The sequence below is a fragment of the Pseudomonas sp. P105 genome (assembly GCF_032614175.1).
Lineage (GTDB): Bacteria > Pseudomonadota > Gammaproteobacteria > Pseudomonadales > Pseudomonadaceae > Aquipseudomonas > Aquipseudomonas rhizophila.
In genome coordinates this window covers 1,320,148-1,340,304 of the sequence record NZ_CP126693.1, presented here as the reverse complement: position 1 = coordinate 1,340,304, position 20,157 = coordinate 1,320,148, and the positions used below count along the sequence as shown (strand labels likewise).

The window sequence follows — 20,157 nt, the reverse complement described above, 5'->3', positions numbered from 1 at the left end:
TGCAAGCTGCAAGCTGCAAGCGTGCAGGCAAGCAACGTGCCCACTTGCAGCTTGCCGCTGGTAGCTTCTAACTGAGGTCAGGCAACAGGCGCAGGAGGCGGCTCATCCGGCAGGGTGGGTTCACCGGGTTCGCTGGGTTCGAGGGGCTGTTCGTTGGGGGTATCGGGATCAGGCTGGCCTGGAATACCGCCCGCCGCTTCGGCAGGGTGGGCCAGCAATGACCAAGCCATGACACCGATCTGATTGGGCTCAAGCTTTGCCAGTTCGGCACTGATTCGCGGATCGATCTTCATAGAGCAACTCCTGGGCGAAGGCCCGCTGCGCTGAGGCAAAAAAAAACGGGCAGTACACCCCATAGAGTGCCTGCCCGCCCAGGAATTCAAACTGTTCGTCAGAATCAGGTACGCGGTAGCGTTACGCCGCGCTGGCCCTGATATTTACCACCACGATCCTTGTAGGACACTTCACATTCCTCATCGGACTCGAGGAACAACATCTGCGCCACACCCTCGTTGGCATAGATTTTTGCCGGCAAGGTCGTGGTGTTGGAGAACTCCAGGGTCACATGGCCTTCCCACTCAGGCTCCAGCGGCGTGACGTTGACGATGATGCCGCAGCGCGCGTACGTGCTTTTACCCAGGCAGATGGTCAGCACGTTGCGCGGGATACGGAAATACTCGACGGTGCGTGCCAGGGCAAATGAGTTCGGTGGAATGATGCAGACGTCGCTCTTGACGTCGACGAAGCTCTTCTCGTCGAAGTTCTTCGGGTCCACGGTGGCCGAGTTGATGTTGGTGAACACCTTGAATTCATCGGCGCAGCGCACATCGTAGCCGTAGCTGGAGACGCCGAAGGAAATCAGCCGATCGGCGCCTTCGCCACGCATCTGGCGCTCGACGAAGGGCTCGATCATGCCGTGCTCTTGCGCCATGCGGCGAATCCACTTGTCCGATTTGATGCTCATGGCGGTTTCCTGAAATAGCGAGGTGGAAAAAATACGTCCGGCATCTTACCGGGGCGCGAGGCCGGGTTCAAAGTGCGGGACGTAAATCTCGCCGATCCACCTTGATTTCCTGGTCCTGACGGCAATACCGCTGGCCGTCAGTCACCAAAACCGAGAAACCTTCGCAAAGACCATTGGCACATTCAGGAAAAAGGGTTAAGGTGACGTCACTGTGTTGCTTGTGTCACTGAGAATCTCTACACGATATGTTGAATTTCGATCCAACCATCTACAAGAATTTTTCCTGCTCTTTGCACTCAGTCTCGGCCAGGGTTCTTCCTGAGTCGCAGTTATCTTTGTTCAAGGAGTTACACCATGTCTAATCGCCAAACTGGTACCGTTAAGTGGTTCAACGATGAAAAAGGCTTCGGCTTCATCACTCCACAATCCGGTGACGACCTGTTTGTTCACTTCAAAGCAATCCAATCCGACGGCTTCAAAAGCCTGAAAGAAGGCCAACAGGTTTCTTTCATCGCTACCCGCGGTCAGAAAGGCATGCAAGCTGAAGAAGTTCAAGTTATCTAACTTGTCCTTGCTTTAGTAAAAAGCCCCGCCCTCAAAAGCGGGGCTTTTTTGTGCCTGTGTGTTTTTGCCCATGCACAAAAAAATGTGGGAGCGAGCCTGCTCGCGATAGCGGCGTGTCAGTCAACGTTGATGTTGCTGATCCGCCGCTATCGCGAGCAAGCTCGCTCCCACACGGGTTGGTTGCTAGCCCGGGATTACCAGGTCACGCCAAACCCGGCGGTGTAGCGCGTCTTGCTCAAGTCGCTGTCTTCGGTGCCCTCAATGACATCTTTCTCGGCCTTGAGGTTGAGCGAAGCCCAGTCGGTAACTTTGTAGCGCAGCCCCACCTCGGCGTCGTAGGCATATTCGGCAACACTGGACAGCGGCTTGCCGACTTCGCCATTGGTGAAGAACTCGACGCGCTTGCCAATCAGGTAGCGGTTGTAGTCCCACTTCATGGCGATGGAATAGAAGTTGTCGGTGCCACCATCGCGGTATTCGTAATCGGTGCGGTTGAACAGCGAACCCAACGAGAAAGCCCCCAGTTCGTCATCCCAGAACTGATAGCCCGGACCGGTACCCACCACGCGCTGGCGAGCCAGCTCTTCGACTTTGTCGCGCTTGTAATTCAGGCGCCCTTGCCAGAACCACTTTTCCGTCAGGAAGCGGTCGAGGGAATACTCCATGGCCCAGTTGTCGGTGGAAACCACGTCATCCTGGAATTCACGGTTGTATTCGCCTTCAGCGGTATGCCGCCATCTGCCGTGGCGTGCCGATGTCTTGAAATCGATGTCGTAATCATCGGTATCGTTTTCCGCGCGCTGATAATCCAGGGCAGCATCGATATTGCCCTTCCACACCAGATCCTCGACCACCGGTTTGGGTTTGAGGATTTGCTGGATACTGGCCAACTCGACGGTTTTGGGTCCGTCGCCGTTGGCCAGGGTCACCTTGCCGTCCTCGGCAGCCTGCAGCGCCTTGGCTTTTTCGCCGGTGTAGGCATCCTGCTTGACCAGCAATTGCTGGTCGCTCTCAAGGGTCTTGACCTGTTTCCAGTCGATGGGAATCGCGCCGGCGTAATCGGTCTGGATCAGCAACTTGCCGCCATCGAAAACGGTGATCTTGCCGCTGAGCTTGTCGCCGTTCTTCAACCAAACGGTATCGGCAAGCAATGGCATGGAGGCGCTGGTGACAGCTAGGCATAGCAGGGTTCTAGACAACATAAGCGTATAAAGAGCTCAAGTTTGCGGTAAAAAGGCGGCATTATCCCCCGGGACGACACCTTAGCAAGGACTGACCGAAGTATTTGTAATGAGTTCATTTCTCAACCAGCCTTGTGGGATTTAATCTACAAACGGCAATACGCCCTTGCCCAGGACACCTGAACGTGACTGATGCTCCCGCGGCCCCCGAGAACGCCGCCCAGATCCGCCGCACCACCCTGTACCTGACCCTGGCACAAGTGCCGGCCGGCAAGGTCGTGACCTATGGTCAGCTCGCCGAGATGGCCGGTCTGGGCCGAGCGGCGCGCTGGGTAGGGCGTACCCTCAGTCAGTTGCCGAACGACACAAAGCTGCCATGGCATCGAGTATTGGCTGCCGGCGGTCGGATCAGCCTGCCGGCCGGCAGCGCTTCAGGGGATGAACAACGCGCGCGCCTGCGCACGGAAGGGGTGAGTGTCCTGAATAATCGTGTTGATATTCAGCGCCATGGCTGGCGCCCGGTAGAGCACAGCGGTTAGAGTGCGCGCTTTGTTTTCGCAATTTTTGAGGCAGACTCCAGCCCATGCCCCGTAAAACCTGGCGCGCCGCCCTCGCCGCCTATGCCAGTCCCTCGACGCTCGTGCTGTTGCTGCTTGGCTTCGCCGCCGGCCTGCCCTACATGCTGGTGTTTTCCACGCTTTCGGTCTGGTTGCGCGAAGCTGGCGTGGCCCGCGAGACTATTGGCTACGCGAGCCTCATCGGCCTGGCCTATGCCTTTAAATGGGTCTGGTCGCCCCTGCTCGACCAATGGCGCCTGCCGCTGCTGGGCAAACTCGGCCGTCGGCGTTCATGGTTGGTGCTCTCCCAGGCTCTGGTGATCCTCGGCCTGATCGGCATGGGCTTCTGCGACCCGCAAAAGCACCTGTCATGGTTGATCGCCATCGCCGTGATCGTGGCTTTCGCGTCGGCCACCCAGGACATTGCCGTCGATGCCTATCGCCTGGAGATCGCCGACGACACCCGCCAGGCGGCCCTCGCCGCCAGCTACATGTCCGGGTACCGGATCGCGGCATTGCTGGCCACCGCGGGCGCACTGTTCTTCGCCGAAGGGTTCGGCTCCACCGGTTTCAGTTATAAGCACTCGGCCTGGGCAGGCACCTATCTGTTGTTCGGCGTGCTGATGGTCCCTGCGCTGCTCACCTCGCTATTCATGCGCGAACCGCCGGTGCCGCTACGCACCCAGCTGCAGGCCGGTCGCTATAGCTTCGTCCACCAGTTGGCCTCGGTGTTCGTACTCATCGTGCTGCTGGTGTCGGTACCGGCGATGTTCACCCAGCTCTATAACACCGACTTTGCCAGTGTCCTGTTCGAAGGCGTCAGCCTGCTGGACCTGCTGCTCGAAGACCGCGCCTTCCTGCGGGCCATCCTCTATATCACCCTGACCGCCCTGTGCCTGTCGGCCATGGGGCGTCGCGGGCTGGCACCGGTGCTGACACCGGTCAACGATTTCATCCTGCGTTACCGCTGGCAGGCCCTGTTGCTGCTTGGGCTGATTGCCACCTACCGGATGTCCGACACGGTCATGGGCGTCATGGCCAACGTGTTCTACATCGACCAAGGCTTCACCAAGGACCAGATCGCCAGCGTCAGCAAGATTTTCGGGCTGATCATGACGCTCGTCGGCGCCGGCATGGGCGGCTTGTTGATCGTGCGTTTCGGTATCCTGCCGATCCTGTTTATCGGCGGCGTTGCCTCCGCCGGCACCAATATCCTGTTTTTGATGCTCGCCGACATGGGCGCCAACCTGCAGATGCTGGTTGTCACCATCTCCCTGGACAACTTCAGCTCCGGCCTGGCCACTTCGGCGTTCGTCGCCTACTTGTCGAGCCTGACCAACCTGAAGTTCTCGGCTACCCAATACGCCCTGCTGAGTTCGATCATGCTGTTGCTGCCGCGCTTGATCGGCGGGTACTCAGGGGTGATGGTGGAGAAATTCGGCTATCACGACTTCTTCCTGATCACCGCCTTGCTGGGGGTTCCGACCCTGTTACTGATTGCCTTGCACTGGTATCAGGAAAACCGCCGCCAGGGTTCAGGCTCGGCTTCGGAGCCGGAGCCGACACCCACGCGACCTGCGCAAGAATCGTAGGAAACTTCCAGCAAGCGCCGGCGAAACCGGCGCTCATGCCTGGCGACCGGCCACGCGCCTGTACGCCAAGGCATCTCGCCCGTACAATGCTCCGTCACTTCTCGTCATCAGCAACCGACAACGGCCAACCATGCGCACCAGTCAATTTTTGCTCGCCACACAGAAAGAAACGCCTTCCGACGCCGTCGTGATCAGCCACCAGCTGATGCTGCGCGCCGGCCTGATCCGCAAACTCGCCTCGGGCCTGTACACCTGGCTGCCGATGGGTCTGCGTGTGATGCGCAAGGTAGAAGCCATCGTTCGCGAAGAAATGAACGCCGCCGGCTCTCTGGAAGTGTTGATGCCGGGCACCCAGCCGGCCGAACTGTGGCAGGAATCGGGGCGCTGGGAAGAGTACGGCCCGGAGTTGCTGCGTATCAAAGACCGTCACGGTCGTGACTTCTGCGCAGGCCCGACTCACGAAGAAGTGATCACCGATCTGATGCGCAACGAGTTGAGCAGCTACAAGCAGCTGCCTATCAACCTGTATCAGATCCAGACCAAATTCCGTGATGAAATCCGTCCACGCTTCGGCCTGATGCGCGGCCGCGAATTCATCATGAAGGACGCCTACTCGTTCCACACCGACCTGGCATCGCTGCAAGTCACCTACGACCGCATGCACCAGGCGTATTGCAACGTATTCACCCGCCTGGGCCTGAAATTCCGCCCGGTTGAAGCCGACAACGGTTCCATCGGTGGCGCCGGCTCCCACGAGTTCCACGTACTGGCCGAGTCCGGCGAAGACGACATCGTCTTCAGCAACGGCTCCGACTACGCCGCCAACATCGAGAAAGCCGAGGCCGTGCCACGGGAAACCTCCCGCCCTGCACCGACCGAAGAACTGCGCCTGGTGGACACGCCAAACGCCAAGACCATCGCTCAACTGGTGGAAGGCTACAACCTACCGATCGAACGCACCATCAAGACCCTGATCGTGCGCGCCGAAGAAGAAGGCAAGCTGATCGCCCTGATCATCCGCGGCGATCACGAGCTGAACGAAATCAAGGCCGGCAACCAGCCTGGTGTTGCCAGCCCCCTGGTCATGGCCACCGACGCCGAGCTGCGCGATGCCATCGGCGCCGGTGCCGGCTCCCTCGGCCCGCTGAACCTGCCGCTGCCGATCATCATCGACCGCTCGGTGGAGCTGATGAGCGATTTTGCCATCGGCGCCAACATCGATGACAAGCACTACTTCGGTGTGAACTGGGAGCGCGACCTGCCGGTTCCGGCCGTGGCCGACCTGCGCAACGTTGTGGCCGGAGATCCGAGCCCGGACGGCAAAGGTGTCCTGGAAATCAAGCGCGGCATTGAAGTCGGGCACATCTTCCAGCTGGGCAACAAGTACAGCAAAGCCATGAAGTGCGAAGTGCTGGGCGAGAATGGCAAGCCGGTGACCCTGGAAATGGGCTGCTACGGGATCGGCGTATCCCGCGTGGTCGCCGCGGCCATCGAGCAGAACAACGACGAGAAAGGGATCATCTGGAGCGACGCCCTGGCGCCATTCCAGATTGCCCTGGTGCCGCTGCGCTACGAGACCGAACTGGTTCGCGAAGCCACCGACAAGCTCTACGCCGAACTGACGGCGGCCGGCTTCGAAGTGCTGCTGGACGACCGCGACAAAAAAACCAGCCCCGGCATCAAGTTCGCAGATATGGAGCTGATCGGCATCCCGCATCGGATCGTCGTCAGTGACCGCAGCCTGGCCGAAGGCAACCTGGAATACAAAAGTCGCACCGAGGCCGAGCCGCAAGCGCTGCCGGTCGCTGACGTGCTGTCGTTCCTCCAGGCCCGTATCCGCCGCTGACACCAGATAGAGACGTCATGTTCAAGCGAAACACCTTAGGCCTCGGGGGCGCCGCGCTGTGCGGCGCCCTGCTGGTCAGCGGCTGTGCCAACCAAATGTCGCAACGCAGCGAGCACGAAGAGCGGGTCGAGCGCAAACTGCTCGACCATAGCCTGCATATCGAAGTGGGCGAGCCCAAAGTACTCGAACTGCCGCAACGTCGGGTGCGGATCAATGAGCAGAAGACCTTCGAAGTCACCGAATTCGAAGTCACCCGCCATTATGATCGCTATACGCCGTATCAGCCCTGGCGCGAAGTTTACGAAATTCCGCTGGGCGCGGTGGCAGTGGTGGCGGGTGTCGGCGCCAATGTGGTCAATGTGTTCGCTCTTGGCAACCTCCCAGAGAGCGCGACTCGAGACTGGATCAGCTACGGCTTCGCCGGGCTCAATCCATTCATGAACGTGCCGTCCCATGGCCGCGCCCAGCAGAACCTGGCCGGAATCGACGAAGTGCAACGCGACAAACGCGTCGAACACACGAGCCTGCCCTGGAGCGAACGCCCGGTACAGGTCAAGGCTGCCCGGCAAACCTTCGAACTGAGCACCGACCGCAATGGCGTGTTGCGTTTGAATCTGCTGGAAAGCCCGTTCGCCGAGCATGATCTGAGCCACTTCGGCAAGTTGCAGATCAGCGTGACGGACGCCCTGGATGAGGTACACACCGACTCGTCCCTGAGCATCAGCAGCACGTTGCGCAGCAAGCTGGTGGAAGCCCATGGGTTGATCTACGACGATCTGGAAGATGACGAGGTGAGCCAGTGGGTTCATCGGGTCAAGCGGCTGTCGGAGTTGGGGCTTGAAGAAGAGGCCAGCGAGCTGGAACAGAGCCTGATCGAACTGACCCGCAATGATCCGGAGTTACAGACCGAATTCCTCAAAGCCCTGACCAATGATGGCGGGCGCTTGGTGGCGGATCCAGGAGCGAACTAGCAGCAAAACCTTGTAGCGAGGGAGCTTGCTCCCGCTGGGGCGCGCAGCGGCCCTCAAACCTGCCACCTCGGTGTGCCAGATAAGTTGAATCAACTGTTTCTGGGGCTGCTGCGCAGCCCAGCGGGAGCAAGCTCCCTCGCCACAAGAGCCGGCAAAGCCTTCATGTAAGTGGCAGCCTCACCGCTCAAACAATTCCAACTGCTCAAACCCGCCTCGCAGATCCTCCAGCCGTACCCCTATCCCCAACAAACGCACCGGCTTGCCGCCGCGGTTGAATGCCTGGGTCAATAGCAACTGGTAACTGCCCAGATCGCGCCCTGCCCCGGCCTGCTCCAAGGTGGTCTGAGTGAAGTCGTGGAATTTCACTTTGACGAACGGCTTGCCCGGTCGATAACTACTGTCGATCCGGGCGATGCGCCCACTCAGGGACTGCATCAGCTCCGGCAGTTTATCGAGGCAGCTTGTTAGATCAGGCAGATCGACGTCGTAGGTATTTTCCACACTGATGGACTGTCTACGGCTGTCATTGTGCACCAGACGTTCATCAATCCCACGGGCCAGGCTCCAGAGTCGCTCACCGAAACTGCCGAATTCGCGCACCAGCGCCAGCTTGTCCCATTGACGCAACTGCAGGCAATCGACAATGCCGAGCCTGTTCAGTTTGTCGGCGGTCACTTTACCCACCCCATGCAGCTTGCTCACCGGCAGGGCCGAAACGAAGTCTTCGACCTGATCCGGGGTAATGACGAACAAGCCGTTGGGCTTTTTCCAATCGCTGGCGATCTTGGCCAGAAACTTGTTGGGGGCGACGCCGGCGGACACCGTGATGTGCAGTTGATTGGAAACCCGCCGCCGAATGTCCTGGGCGATGCGGGTGGCGCTCCCACCGAAATGGGTACTGGCGGAGACATCCAGGTAGGCCTCATCCAGGGACAGCGGCTCGATCAAGTCAGTGTAATCGCTGAAGATCGTATGAATTTCCTTCGACGCCTCCCGATAGGCGTCCATCCGCGGCTTGACGATGGTCAAGTCGGGGCAGAGCTTCAAGGCGTGCCCGGATGACATGGCCGAGCGCACACCGTAGGCCCGAGCCTCGTAGTTACAAGTCGCGATGACCCCGCGCCGGTCCGCCGAACCACCGACCGCCAGGGGTTTGCCGGCCAGCCGCGGGTCATCGCGCATCTCGATAGCGGCGTAGAAGCAGTCACAGTCGACGTGGATGATTTTGCGTTGCGTCATAAGAGAAGCGGATGTGCGACAAGTCGGAACGCCAGTATCGCACCGACAACTGTATATAGCACCAGTAGTTGAAAAGATCCTTCACTGCGGCTGGAAAAAGCCTACGTGAATTTATTTCTTCAATCGTTGCGAAGCGTCCAATAGAGCGCCAGCCCTTGCCAGGCTTGCGTCACAGCGCTGTCACAATGCTCAGGACTTAGGCTAAGCAATTGAAGCTGAACAGATTTTCCTGGCGCCAGGGTTGACAGCCAGCCGATCCTCTGTAGAATGCCGCCACACAGACGCGGGATGGAGCAGTCTGGTAGCTCGTCGGGCTCATAACCCGAAGGTCGTCGGTTCAAATCCGGCTCCCGCAACCAAACATCAAGAAAGGCTACTCGAAAGAGTGGCCTTTTTTGTGGCCGTTTGTTTTTGAGCAGGGCGCCGTGAAGAGAAGACCTGCGAACCTCGCCCAACCCCACGGCGACGCAATGCAGACTGCCTGCTTGTAGGACAATTTCCTTTTGATTTCTTGTGTTTAGCTCGGTTGGCGACGAATTGGCCGTTTATTTGACCTCACCACCTTTTAACGGTTGACACTCAGGCGTTCGCCTGTAGAATGCCGCCACACAGACGCGGGATGGAGCAGTCTGGTAGCTCGTCGGGCTCATAACCCGAAGGTCGTCGGTTCAAATCCGGCTCCCGCAACCAAACATCAAGAAAGGCTACTCGAAAGAGTGGCCTTTTTTGCGCCTGTCGAAAAAAGTTTTCATGACAAATATTTTGTAATTATTTTTTTCAGCAGGGATTGGTAACTGAGCGGGTTGCCCCCATCCTGTCGCGCATAGCTCAAGAGGTGATTGATGCGCGCTCACTCGTCTGCCCCACAAGACACTGTTACTGCGGTACAACCGATCAAGGCCGGGCGCTTGCGCTGGCTGGAGCGTATCAGTCAGTACCGTCAGCCTATCGGCCTCGCCGTCACACTGTTGTTGTTCGCCCTTGCATTGATTGCCTGTCGCCACCTGCTGAGCGAGCTCGATCTGTACGCCCTGCACGACTCGATCATGCAGGTGCCGCGCTCAGCCCTGCTCGGTGCAGTCGCCGCGACGGTCGTCGGATTCGTCATCTTGCTGGGCTATGAATGGTCCGCCAGCCGTTATGCCGGTGTGAAATTGCCCGCGAAAACGCTGATCCTGGGCGGATTCAGCGCTTTTGCCATCGGCAACGCCATCGGGCTCTCGTTATTGTCGGGGGGCTCGGTTCGCTACCGGCTGTATGCCCGCCATGGCCTGGGCGCGACAGATGTCGCCCACATGACCCTGTTCGCCAGCCTGTCCCTGGGCTGTGCACTGCCGCCGCTGGCAGCCCTGGCAACCCTCAGTGATCTGCCCGCCGCTTCCGCCGCCCTGCACTTGCCGGCCACCTGGCTGGGAGCGATCTGCGTCGCGGTGCTGCTACTCACCTGTGCGCTGGCTATCGGCATCTATCGTCGGCGCCTGCCAGAACAGCCCTATCGGGACAGCCTGCTGATCAAGGCCGGGCGCCGCACCCTGCGCCTGCCGGGCCGACGCTTGACGCTCCTGCAACTGATCATCACCACGCTGGATGTCGCGGCGGCCGCCACGGTGCTGTACTTGTTGTTGCCCGAAACACCACCGTTCGGCGCATTCCTGCTGGTGTACCTGTTGGCGCTGGCAGCCGGCGTACTCAGTCATGTACCGGGCGGGGTCGGGGTGTTCGAAGCGATCCTGCTGGCGGCCTTCGCCGACAAACTGGGGGCTGCGCCTTTGGCCGCCGCCCTGCTTTTGTATCGCTTGATCTATGTCCTGCTGCCGATGCTGGTGGCCTGTGTGTTGTTGCTGATCAATGAGGCGCAACGGCTGTTCCAGGCCCGCCAGTCCCTGCGGGTAGCGTCGGGCCTGGCGGCGCCGATCCTGGCGGTGCTGGTGTTCCTCTCGGGCGTGGTGCTGCTGTTTTCCGGCGTGACCCCGGAAATCGATACTCGCCTGGAGCACATTGGTTTCCTGATCCCTCATCGGCTGGTGGACGCCTCGCACCTGGGCGCCAGCCTTGTGGGCGTGTTGTGCCTATTGCTCGCCCAGGGTCTGCGCCGTCGCTTGTCCGCCGCCTGGATGCTGACCACCGTTTTACTGTTGGTGGGCGCCCTGCTCTCACTGCTCAAGGGCTTCGATTGGGAAGAGGCCACGCTGCTGACGCTGACGGCCAGTTTGTTGGCGGTGTTCCGGCGTTCGTTTTATCGTCCGAGTCGCCTGACCGAGTTGCCATTTTCGCCGTTGTTTCTGATTGCCAGCCTATGCGTGCTCGGCGCGTCAATCTGGCTGTTGCTGTTTGCATACCAGGACGTGCCCTACAGCCATGAACTGTGGTGGCAATTCACCCTCGATGCCGACGCCCCTCGTGGTCTGCGCTCACTACTGGGCGCGGCGGTGCTGCTGGTGGTGGTGTCCCTTACCTGGCTGCTGCGTACCGCCCGCCCGGTGATCCAGCTGCCGGCGGCAGAAGAACTGGAGCGAGCCAAAAAGATTCTCATGGCCTCTTCACAAGCCGATGGCGGCCTGGCCCTGACCGGTGACAAGGCATTGCTGTTTCATCCCAACGACGAAGCATTTCTGATGTATGCCCGCCGTGGCCGCAGTCTGGTGGCATTGTACGACCCGATCGGCCCTACCCAGCAACGCGCAGAAATGATCTGGCAGTTCCGCGACCTGTGCGATATCCATCATGCGCGCCCGGTGTTCTATCAGGTTCGCGCCGAGAACCTGCCGTATTACATGGACATCGGCCTGACCGCGATCAAGCTGGGTGAAGAAGCACGGGTCGACCTCAAGCATTTCGATCTCGAAGCCAAGGGCAAAGAGATGAAGGACTTGCGCTACACCTGGAACCGCGGCACCCGGGACGGCCTGTCGCTGGAGATCCACGAACCGGGCCAGGCACCGATGGATGAGCTGAAGGTCATTTCCGACGCCTGGCTGACCGGCAAGAACGTGCGGGAAAAAGGCTTTTCACTTGGCCGGTTCAGCGACGACTACCTCAAGCATTTTCGCATCGCAGTGATTCGTTTCGAAGGCCGCCCGGTGGCGTTCGCCAATCTGCTGGAGACCCACAGCCATGAATTGGCCAGTCTCGACCTGATGCGCGCCCATCCCGACGCCCCGAAACTGACCATGGAATTCATGATGGTCGGGCTGATTCAGCATTACAAAGCCCACGACTATGCCCGCTTCAGCCTCGGAATGGTCCCCCTGTCGGGCCTGCAACCGCGACGCGGCGCACCGCTGACCCAGCGCCTGGGTTCGATGGTGTTCCGCCGTGGCGAACAGCTCTACAACTTCCAGGGCCTGCGCCGTTTCAAAGATAAATTCCAGCCTGACTGGGAACCTCGTTACATGGCCGTGCCCGCCGGACTCGATCCGCTGGTAGCCCTGGCCGATACCGCCGCCCTGATTGCAGGCGGCCTGACTGGATTGGTGAAACGCTGATGATGCAACGCTCCTGGCGATACGTAGTGGCCACCCTGTTGGTGGTGGCGGTGATTCTCGGTGGCGGTTACTGGTACTGGAACCGCCCTGCCCCGCAACCGCCCCTTGAACAGCTGACGCCGGTCGACGGTGCCCCCATGACCCGGATCATTCCCGGCACCCCGCCCCGCGCCCAAGTGCTGGTGGCGGTCAACGAAGAGCAAAAACTCAGCGACACGCAATTGCTGACCCTCAGCCGCAGCGGCTCGGCGCAAATCGTCCAGGTGATCCTGCCCAAGGACTGCATGCTGCAAGGCCGTGCCCTGCAGGCCGGCCTGAAGCAGCTCCAGGGGCCGGCAACGCTGGTCAGCGGTATCGGCCCCGGAGCCGTGCTGGCCTGGCGCTGGCTGGCGGAGCAGAAGAACGACAAGGCCCAGGCCGTCTCGGTGGACCTGGCCCTGGAAAAACCCGGCTGCACCCACCTGCTGCCTAAAAGCGCGGCCCACGGCCACTGGCTGGTGGCCTGGAATGACAACCCCGACGACACCAGCGCCGGTTTCGTACGGGATCAACCGAACGCTGAAACCAGCATCAGCAACTACGACATCAACCTGCCACAGGTGCTGAACAACGAACTGCACAAGATCCTGGTAGGCACCGACCAGAGCGGCCTGAGCATTCCCGTAGTGGAAGTGCCGGCCAGCCAGGCCCGGGACACCGTGACGCTGTTTCTCTCCGGAGACGGCGGCTGGCGGGATCTGGATCGGGACGTGGCCGAAGAAATGGCCAAGATCGGTTACCCGGTCGTCGGCATCGACACCCTGCGCTACTACTGGCAGCACAAGAGCCCGGAACAAAGCGCCCAGGACCTCACCGAACTGATGCAGCACTACCGTCAGGTCTGGGGCACCAAGCACTTCATCCTGACCGGTTATTCCTTTGGCGCCGACGTACTGCCGGCAATCTACAATCGCCTTCCGGCCAGCGAGCAGCAAGGGGTCGACGCAATCATCCTGCTGGCCTTCGCGCGCACCGGCAGCTTCGAGATCGAAGTCGAAGGCTGGCTCGGCAATGCCGGCACCGAAGCTGCCACGGGCCCGGAAATGGCCAAGCTGCCCGCCGACAAAGTGGTGTGCATCTACGGCGTAGAAGAAGCGGCTGAAAGTGGCTGCACCGACAAGACCGCGGTGGGCGAAGCCATCCAGCTGCCTGGTGGCCATCATTTCGACGAGAACTATCCGGCGCTGGCCAAGCGCCTGGTGGACGAAATCAACAAACGTCAGAACAAGGCGACCCAACCGTGAGCAGATGGGTTTATTTGATCCACCCAGGTGGGAGCGAGCCTGCTCGCGATATCGACAGCACAGTCAACATCGCCATCAACTGATCCACCGCTATCGCGAGCAGGCTCGCTCCCACAAGGGTTTAGCGTAGGTATCGGTATTGTGTGATCCACCAAAAAGCCCCCGCTGCCACAAGGCAACGGGGGCTTTTTTGTTTGGGCTGTCTCGTCCTGAATAAGGTTTACACCTTCTGACCTCTCCTCAGGAGGAACCAATGGATTCAGGAAGAAGGCGTAGTCAGCGTGATTACACGCTGGGCTTTAAATTGGCGGTTGTCGATCAGGTTGAAAAGGGCGAACTGAGTTATAAAGAGGCTCAACGGCGTTATGGGATTCAGGGCCGGTCGACTGTGTTGGTATGGTTACGCAAGCATGGGCGGCAGGACTGGAGCCAAGGCGCCTCCATTCGTGCCCAGAGGAACCGACCGATGGCCGAGCCAAATTTGCCGCTGACACCAGAGCAGCGAATCAAGGAGCTGGAAGAAAAGCTGGCCCTTGCCAACCAGAAAGCCCAATTTTTTGAAGCTGTCGTTGACGTGCTGAAAAACGATTACGGTGTTTCTGTCGTAAAAAAGCGATCCGGCAAGTCCTCAGCCAAGGGCAAATCGAAGGCCTGAGTGTCACCAGGGCTTGCCAGTTTCTGGGCATCTCACGGCAGGCGTATTACAAGCGCAATCGAGCTTACGACGCGCAAACTAGCCATGCGCAAAAGGTGCTGGGATTTGTGCTGGAGGCACGCCTTGAAATGCCTCGGTTGGGCACCCGTAAGCTGCATGGGCTAATGCAAGCCGAACCTGAACTAACGCAAACGGTAGGCCGAGATCGATTGTTCGATATTCTGCGAGACCATCGACAACTGGTCCCACGCAAACGCGCTTATCACAAGACTACCGACAGTCATCATCGCTTCCGTCGACATCCGAATCGGCTCAAGCCCGGCCCTGACCAAGTCACTGCCACCGGCCCGGAACAGGTGTGGGTGGCGGATATAACCTATTTACCGACCGAGCAAAGCGTCGCTTACGTAAGTCTGGTCACTGATGCGTTCTCGCGCAAAATAGTCGGCCATCATGTGCATGAAAGCCTGCATACCGAGTCAGTCATCCGGGCGATGACGAAAGCTCTTCGACACCGAAGAACCAATCAGCCACTGGTACATCACTCCGATCGGGGCTCGCAATACTGCTCTGATCTCTACCAAAAGCTGCACGCCAAGCATGGCGTCAGGTGTTCGATGACGGATGGCTACGACTGCTACCAGAATGCCCTAGCGGAACGAGTGAATGGGATTCTGAAAACAGAATTTCTTTTACACCGTCCCAAAGACCTCGCCCAAGCCAAGCGCATGGTTGAGGAATCGATAGAAATCTATAACCGTAAGCGACCTCATTTGGCCCTGAAATACAAAACGCCCGATGCGGTGCATCGGGCGTTTTGAGACTGAAACAGGTGTAAACCTATTTCAGGACTAGACAGGCTACATTTCCACCTGGGTCCCCAGTTCAATCACCCGGTTCAGCGGCAAATTGAAAAAGCGCAAATTGCCGTTGGCGTTTTTCAGCATGAAGGCGAATAGCACTTCGCGCCATCGGGCCATGCTTTCAAGCTTGGAAGCGATGACTGTTTCGCGGCTGAGGAAGTAGGTGGTGCGCATCGGGCTGAAGTCCAGCTCATCCAGATGACACAGCCTGAGCGCCTGTGGCACGTCCGGTTCGTCAGTGAAACCAAAGTGCAGGATCACCCGGAAGAAACCTTCGCCGTAGGAATCCACCTCGAAGCGCCGTTGCGGCGGCACCCGGGGGATGTCTTCGTACACCACCGTCAGCAGCACCACTTGCTCGTGCAGCACCTGGTTGTGCAACAGGTTATGGAGCAACGCGTGAGGCACGGCATCCGGGCGGGCAGTGAGAAAAACCGCCGTGCCCTTGACCCGGTGGGGAGGTTCGACGCGGATGCTGCTGATAAATACCGGCAACGGCAGAGCGCCTTCATCCAACCGATCTACCAACAGTTCCTTCCCGCGCTTCCACGTGGTCATCAGAATGAACAACACGATCCCCGCCAACACCGGAAATGCGCCGCCCTGCAGGATTTTCGGGACATTGGCGGCAAAGAACAGGCCGTCCACCAATAGAAAACCGACCAGCAACGGCACCGTCAGCAGAGGTGGCCATTTCCACAGCAGCAACGCCACCGCCGACACCAGGATGCTGGTGATCAGCATGGTGCCGGTCACTGCCACGCCATAGGCAGAGGCCAACGCGCCGGACGACTCGAAGCCAAGCACCAGCAGGATCACGCCAACCATCAACGCCCAGTTCACCGCGCCGATGTAGATCTGCCCTTGTTCGGCGCTGGAGGTGTGCTGGATGTACATGCGCGGGATATAGCCGAGCTGGATGGCTTGGCGTGTGAGGGAAAACGCGCCGGAAATCACCGCTTGGGATGCGATCACCGTGGCGAGGGTCGAGAGCACCACCAGCGGCACCAGCGCCCAGCCTGGGGCCAACAGATAAAACGGGTTACGAGCGGCCTCCGGGTTCTCCAACAGCAAGGCGCCCTGACCGAAATAGTTGAGCACCAGTCCTGGCAACACCAGGACGAACCAGGCCCGGGCAATCGGTTTGCGGCCGAAATGCCCCATGTCCGCATACAAGGCTTCGGCGCCGGTCAAGGCCAGTACTACGGCCCCCAGGATCGCAACGCCAACCCCCGGATGCACCATGAAAAAGCGCACGCCCCAGGCTGGGTTCAACGCCTCGAGCACCTGCGGATGCTGGACAATGCCATGAATGCCCAGGCCGCCAAGGACCACGAACCACAGCACCATGACCGGCCCGAACAATTTACCGATCCGATCGGTCCCGTGTTTCTGGATCAGGAAAAGCGCCACCAGAATCACCAGCGCCATCGGCACAACCCAGTGATCCAGCCCATCAAAGGCCACTTCCAGACCCTCCACGGCCGACAATACGGAAATGGCCGGGGTGATCATGCTGTCACCGTAAAACAACGAGGCGCCAATCAGCCCGAGAATCACCAGCACCGAACGCAACCGGGGATAAGGGGTGGACGCCCGCCGGGCCAGCGCGGTCAACGACATGATGCCGCCTTCGCCCTGGTTGTCGGCGCGCAGGATAAACAGCACGTATTTGATCGAGACGACCCAGACCAGCGACCAGAAGATCAGCGCCAGAATCCCGAACACTCCGTCATGGTTGACCTGCACACCATATTGACCGGAAAACACTTCCTTGATGGTGTACAAGGGACTGGTGCCGATGTCGCCATAGACCACCCCCGCGGCGGCCACCAACATTCCCACGGGCCTGGCCGCTGCATGCCCGGCACCCGACACCTGACTCTCTGCCTGCTCCATCCAACACTCCCACTACCTGATCCGCGCCGCTGGAAAGAAGCACCCTGATTGACCTTGCGTCCACGCCACCTTACTTCCTGTTACAGACAAATGATTGACTGTAGAGATTCAGTTGCGCTGGACGGCGCGAAGCATAGCGCAGCACTCGTCGTTTTTCCCCGTATAAAGCTGGTCAAGCGCTTCCAGCACCGCTAGAATTGCGCACTTTTTGATCAGAGGCGCGTCAAGCGTCCTGTCTCCACAAGAGACGATCTCCCCTACACCGAGGTTAGACATGTCCACCACTACCGCGCCGGCCAACCCCAAGGTTGGCTTCGTATCCCTGGGTTGCCCGAAGGCTCTGGTCGACTCCGAGCGCATCCTGACCCAGCTGCGCATGGAAGGTTATGACGTCGTATCCACGTACCAGGACGCCGACGTGGTAGTGGTCAACACCTGCGGCTTCATCGATTCGGCCAAGGCCGAGTCCCTGGAAGTGATCGGCGAAGCCATCAAGGAAAACGGCAAGGTCATCGTGACCGGCTGCATGGGTGTGGAAGAAGGCAATATCCGCGACGTGCACCCCAGCGTGCTGGCCGTGACCGGTCCGCAGCAGTACGAGCAGGTCGTCAATGCCGTGCACGACGTAGTGCCGCCCCGCCAGGACCACAACCCGCTGATCGACCTGGTGCCGCCGCAAGGCATCAAGCTGACCCCGCGCCACTACGCTTACCTGAAGATTTCCGAAGGCTGCAACCACAGTTGCAGCTTCTGCATCATCCCCTCGATGCGCGGCAAACTGGTAAGCCGCCCGGTGGGTGATGTGCTCGATGAGGCCCAGCGCCTGGTCAAGGCCGGCGTCAAAGAGCTGCTGGTGATCTCCCAGGACACCAGCGCTTATGGCGTCGACGTGAAATACCGCACTGGCTTCTGGAACGGCGCGCCGGTGAAAACCCGCATGACCGAACTGTGCGAAGCCCTCAGCACCCTCGGCGTGTGGGTCCGCCTGCATTACGTCTACCCGTATCCGCATGTCGACGAACTGATCCCGCTGATGGCCGCCGGCAAGATCCTGCCGTACCTGGACATCCCGTTCCAGCACGCCAGCCCGAAAGTCCTCAAGGCCATGAAGCGCCCGGCTTTCGAAGACAAGACCCTGGCCCGCATCAAGAACTGGCGCCAGATCTGCCCGGACCTGATCATTCGCTCGACCTTCATCGTCGGCTTCCCTGGCGAAACCGAGGAAGACTTCCAGTACCTGCTGGATTGGCTGACCGAAGCCCAGCTCGACCGCGTCGGTTGCTTCCAGTATTCGCCCGTCGAAGGCGCACCGGCCAACGACCTGGACCTGGATGTGGTGCCGGACGAGGTCAAGCAGGATCGTTGGGAGCGTTTCATGGCGCACCAGCAGGCCATCAGCTCGGCGCGCCTGCAAATGCGCATCGGCCGTGAAATCGAAGTACTGGTGGATGAAGTGGATGAACAAGGCGCCGTGGGCCGCTGCTTCTTCGACGCCCCGGAAATCGATGGCAACGTATTCATCGACAACGGCAGCAATCTCAAGCCGGGCGACAAGGTCTGGTGCAAGGTGACCGACGCTGACGAATACGATCTGTGGGCTGAACAGATCGGTTGAGCTGCTGCTTCACAGACTCAATGTGATACCTGTGGGAGCCGAGCTCCCACAGGTTCTTTTACAGGCCGAAAAATTGAAGAGCCTCGCCATCCTCACAAGATGCGAGGCTTTTTTGCAGCTATCGTATGGAGATATCCAGCACAAGGAGCAGGCGGGCATGCGTCAGCATTCGGTCATCCACACACCGAAATCCAGCGACTATCAGGAACTGACCCGGGTCTGGGAGGCCTCGGTACGCGCCACCCACGATTTTCTGCCGGACAGCTACATCGAACTGTTGAAGAACCTGGTGCTCACCCGTTATCTGGACGCGGTCATGCTCATCTGCACCCGGGACACTCGCCAGCGCATTACCGGTTTCGCCGGCGTCGCAGCCGGCAAGATCGAGATGCTTTTCATCGACCCGCAACACCGTGGCCAGGGCCTGGGCAAACAGCTGTTGCGTTATGCCATGGAGCACATGAACGCCGATCAACTGGATGTCAACGAACAGAACCCGCAAGCCTTGGGTTTTTACCTCAAGCAAGGCTTCGAAGTGGTCGGCCGTTCGGCAAAGGACGGCATGAACCAGCCGTACCCGTTGCTGCACATGCGCTACAAACAGCCCGACCTGAAGGTCCAACGCGGCTAAAAGGCAAATGGACCCGCGATTAACCGGCGCCAGGCAGGTACAATGCCCACCCTCTTTTTGTTACGGCCCTGTCATGACTGACCCGATTCGTCTCTCCAAACGCCTCATCGAACTCGTCGGCTGTTCCCGTCGGGAGGCTGAGCTGTTCATCGAGGGCGGCTGGGTCACCGTGGACGGCGAAGTGATCGACGAACCGCAGTTCAAGGTCACTACCCAGAAAGTCGAACTCGACCCCGAGGCCAAGGCCACCGCGCCAGAGCCGGTCACCCTTCTGTTGAACGCCCCGGCGGGCATGGATGCAGACACGGCGATGGCGTCCCTTGGACCACAGACCCTGAGCGAAGAACACCGCTTCGGCAAGCGCCCCCTCAAGGGCCATTTTCTGCGCCTGACCGCCAGTGCCGACCTGCAGGCCAACGCCAGTGGGTTGCTGGTGTTCACCCAGGACTGGAAGATTCTGCGCAAGCTCACCGCCGATGCCGCCAAGATCGAGCAGGAATACGTGGTGGAAGTCGAAGGCGAAATGGTCGCCCATGGCCTCAATCGCCTGAACCATGGCCTGACCTACAAAGGCAAGGAGTTGCCGGCGGTCAAGGCCAGTTGGCAGAACGAGAACCGCTTGCGCTTTGCCATGAAGAACCCGCAACCGGGGGTGATCGCGCTGTTTTGCCAGGCGGTCGGCCTCAAGGTGGTGGCCATTCGGCGCATCCGCATTGGCGGCGTGTCCATCGGTAAGGTGCCCCTGGGCCAGTGGCGTTACCTGTCCACCAAAGAGAAGTTCTAGTTTCTTTTTCCGGCGCCGCACCGAGCTG

General features: G+C 59.6%; 16 protein-coding genes and 2 tRNA genes. 13 read left to right on the top strand and 5 right to left on the bottom strand.

Translation table 11 applies throughout. The annotated features are described in order from the left end of the window. Positions 1–77: 77 nt before the first annotated feature. The gene (locus QOM08_RS06015) at positions 78–293 is read right to left on the bottom strand and encodes a hypothetical protein (RefSeq protein WP_047228427.1); all 216 of its coding nucleotides are present in this window, start codon (positions 291–293) and stop codon (positions 78–80) included. A 104-nt stretch (positions 294–397) separates the two neighbouring features. Next, positions 398–964 carry a dCTP deaminase gene (gene dcd, locus QOM08_RS06010; protein WP_003184751.1) on the bottom strand — a complete coding sequence of 189 codons (567 nt, stop codon included), beginning with the start codon at positions 962–964 and terminating at the stop codon, positions 398–400. Between the two features lie 354 nt (positions 965–1,318). Between dcd and QOM08_RS06005 the strand changes: the two genes are divergently transcribed. Further along, on the top strand, positions 1,319–1,528 hold the full coding sequence (locus tag QOM08_RS06005) for a cold-shock protein (protein WP_002554837.1): 210 nt from the start codon (positions 1,319–1,321) through the stop codon (positions 1,526–1,528). Positions 1,529–1,722: 194 nt separating this feature from the next. Here the strand turns inward: QOM08_RS06005 and QOM08_RS06000 are convergent, their stop codons facing one another. Continuing rightward, positions 1,723–2,730 carry a DUF481 domain-containing protein gene (locus QOM08_RS06000; RefSeq protein WP_316912704.1) on the bottom strand — a complete coding sequence of 336 codons (1,008 nt, stop codon included), beginning with the start codon at positions 2,728–2,730 and terminating at the stop codon, positions 1,723–1,725. A gap of 137 nt (positions 2,731–2,867) precedes the next feature. On the opposite strand from QOM08_RS06000, the gene QOM08_RS05995 reads away from it, so the two are divergent. From QOM08_RS05995 to QOM08_RS05980, 4 genes are all read left to right on the top strand, one after another. Next, positions 2,868–3,248: an MGMT family protein gene (locus tag QOM08_RS05995; RefSeq protein ID WP_171061418.1), complete on the top strand. Its 381-nt coding sequence runs from the start codon at positions 2,868–2,870 to the stop codon at positions 3,246–3,248. A 44-nt stretch (positions 3,249–3,292) separates the two neighbouring features. Beyond that, complete coding sequence (locus tag QOM08_RS05990) at positions 3,293–4,858, top strand: AmpG family muropeptide MFS transporter (RefSeq protein ID WP_047228430.1); 1,566 nt, start codon at positions 3,293–3,295, stop codon at positions 4,856–4,858. Between the two features lie 130 nt (positions 4,859–4,988). After that, positions 4,989–6,704 carry a proline--tRNA ligase gene (locus QOM08_RS05985; protein ID WP_316912703.1) on the top strand — a complete coding sequence of 572 codons (1,716 nt, stop codon included), beginning with the start codon at positions 4,989–4,991 and terminating at the stop codon, positions 6,702–6,704. A 17-nt stretch (positions 6,705–6,721) separates the two neighbouring features. After that, positions 6,722–7,675, top strand: a complete 954-nt coding sequence (locus QOM08_RS05980; protein ID WP_139051015.1) for a hypothetical protein — start codon at positions 6,722–6,724, stop codon at positions 7,673–7,675. Positions 7,676–7,852: 177 nt separating this feature from the next. Here QOM08_RS05980 and dinB read toward each other — a convergent pair whose 3' ends face one another. Beyond that, positions 7,853–8,914 carry a DNA polymerase IV gene (dinB, locus tag QOM08_RS05975; protein WP_139051016.1) on the bottom strand — a complete coding sequence of 354 codons (1,062 nt, stop codon included), beginning with the start codon at positions 8,912–8,914 and terminating at the stop codon, positions 7,853–7,855. Positions 8,915–9,196: 282 nt separating this feature from the next. On the opposite strand from dinB, the gene QOM08_RS05970 reads away from it, so the two are divergent. From QOM08_RS05970 to QOM08_RS05950, 5 genes are all read left to right on the top strand, one after another. Continuing rightward, positions 9,197–9,273: transfer RNA gene (locus QOM08_RS05970), tRNA-Met, on the top strand. A gap of 254 nt (positions 9,274–9,527) precedes the next feature. Further along, positions 9,528–9,604 (top strand) — tRNA-Met (locus QOM08_RS05965). 152 nt (positions 9,605–9,756) lie between these two features. Continuing rightward, a complete protein-coding gene (mprF, locus tag QOM08_RS05960) occupies positions 9,757–12,399 on the top strand; it encodes a bifunctional lysylphosphatidylglycerol flippase/synthetase MprF (protein WP_316912702.1) in 2,643 nt (880 codons plus the stop codon). Then, positions 12,399–13,682: a virulence factor family protein gene (locus QOM08_RS05955; RefSeq protein ID WP_316912701.1), complete on the top strand. Its 1,284-nt coding sequence runs from the start codon at positions 12,399–12,401 to the stop codon at positions 13,680–13,682. Before mprF ends, QOM08_RS05955 begins: the two co-directional genes overlap by 1 nt. A 253-nt stretch (positions 13,683–13,935) precedes the next feature. Further along, positions 13,936–15,158 (top strand): IS3 family transposase gene (locus tag QOM08_RS05950; protein WP_316911973.1). Its coding sequence is split into 2 segments (ribosomal slippage): positions 13,936–14,287 and positions 14,287–15,158, totalling 1,224 coding nucleotides; the frame shifts between segments, so codons are not numbered across the junction. A 39-nt stretch (positions 15,159–15,197) separates the two neighbouring features. Here QOM08_RS05950 and QOM08_RS05945 read toward each other — a convergent pair. Next, complete coding sequence (locus tag QOM08_RS05945) at positions 15,198–17,039, bottom strand: potassium transporter Kup (protein ID WP_410479136.1); 1,842 nt, start codon at positions 17,037–17,039, stop codon at positions 15,198–15,200. Positions 17,040–17,373: 334 nt separating this feature from the next. On the opposite strand from QOM08_RS05945, the gene rimO reads away from it, so the two are divergent. The 3 genes from rimO to QOM08_RS05930 all read left to right on the top strand — a co-directional run bounded on the left by rimO (position 17,374) and on the right by QOM08_RS05930 (position 20,129). Beyond that, positions 17,374–18,714 (top strand): 30S ribosomal protein S12 methylthiotransferase RimO, encoded by a 1,341-nt coding sequence (gene rimO / locus QOM08_RS05940; protein ID WP_047230036.1) that lies wholly within the window; start codon positions 17,374–17,376, stop codon positions 18,712–18,714. Between the two features lie 157 nt (positions 18,715–18,871). Further along, positions 18,872–19,345, top strand: coding sequence for a GNAT family N-acetyltransferase (locus tag QOM08_RS05935; RefSeq protein ID WP_047230035.1), 474 nt, complete (start codon positions 18,872–18,874; stop codon positions 19,343–19,345). A 73-nt stretch (positions 19,346–19,418) separates the two neighbouring features. Then, a complete protein-coding gene (locus QOM08_RS05930) occupies positions 19,419–20,129 on the top strand; it encodes an rRNA pseudouridine synthase (RefSeq protein WP_047230034.1) in 711 nt (236 codons plus the stop codon). Positions 20,130–20,157: the final 28 nt, after the last annotated feature.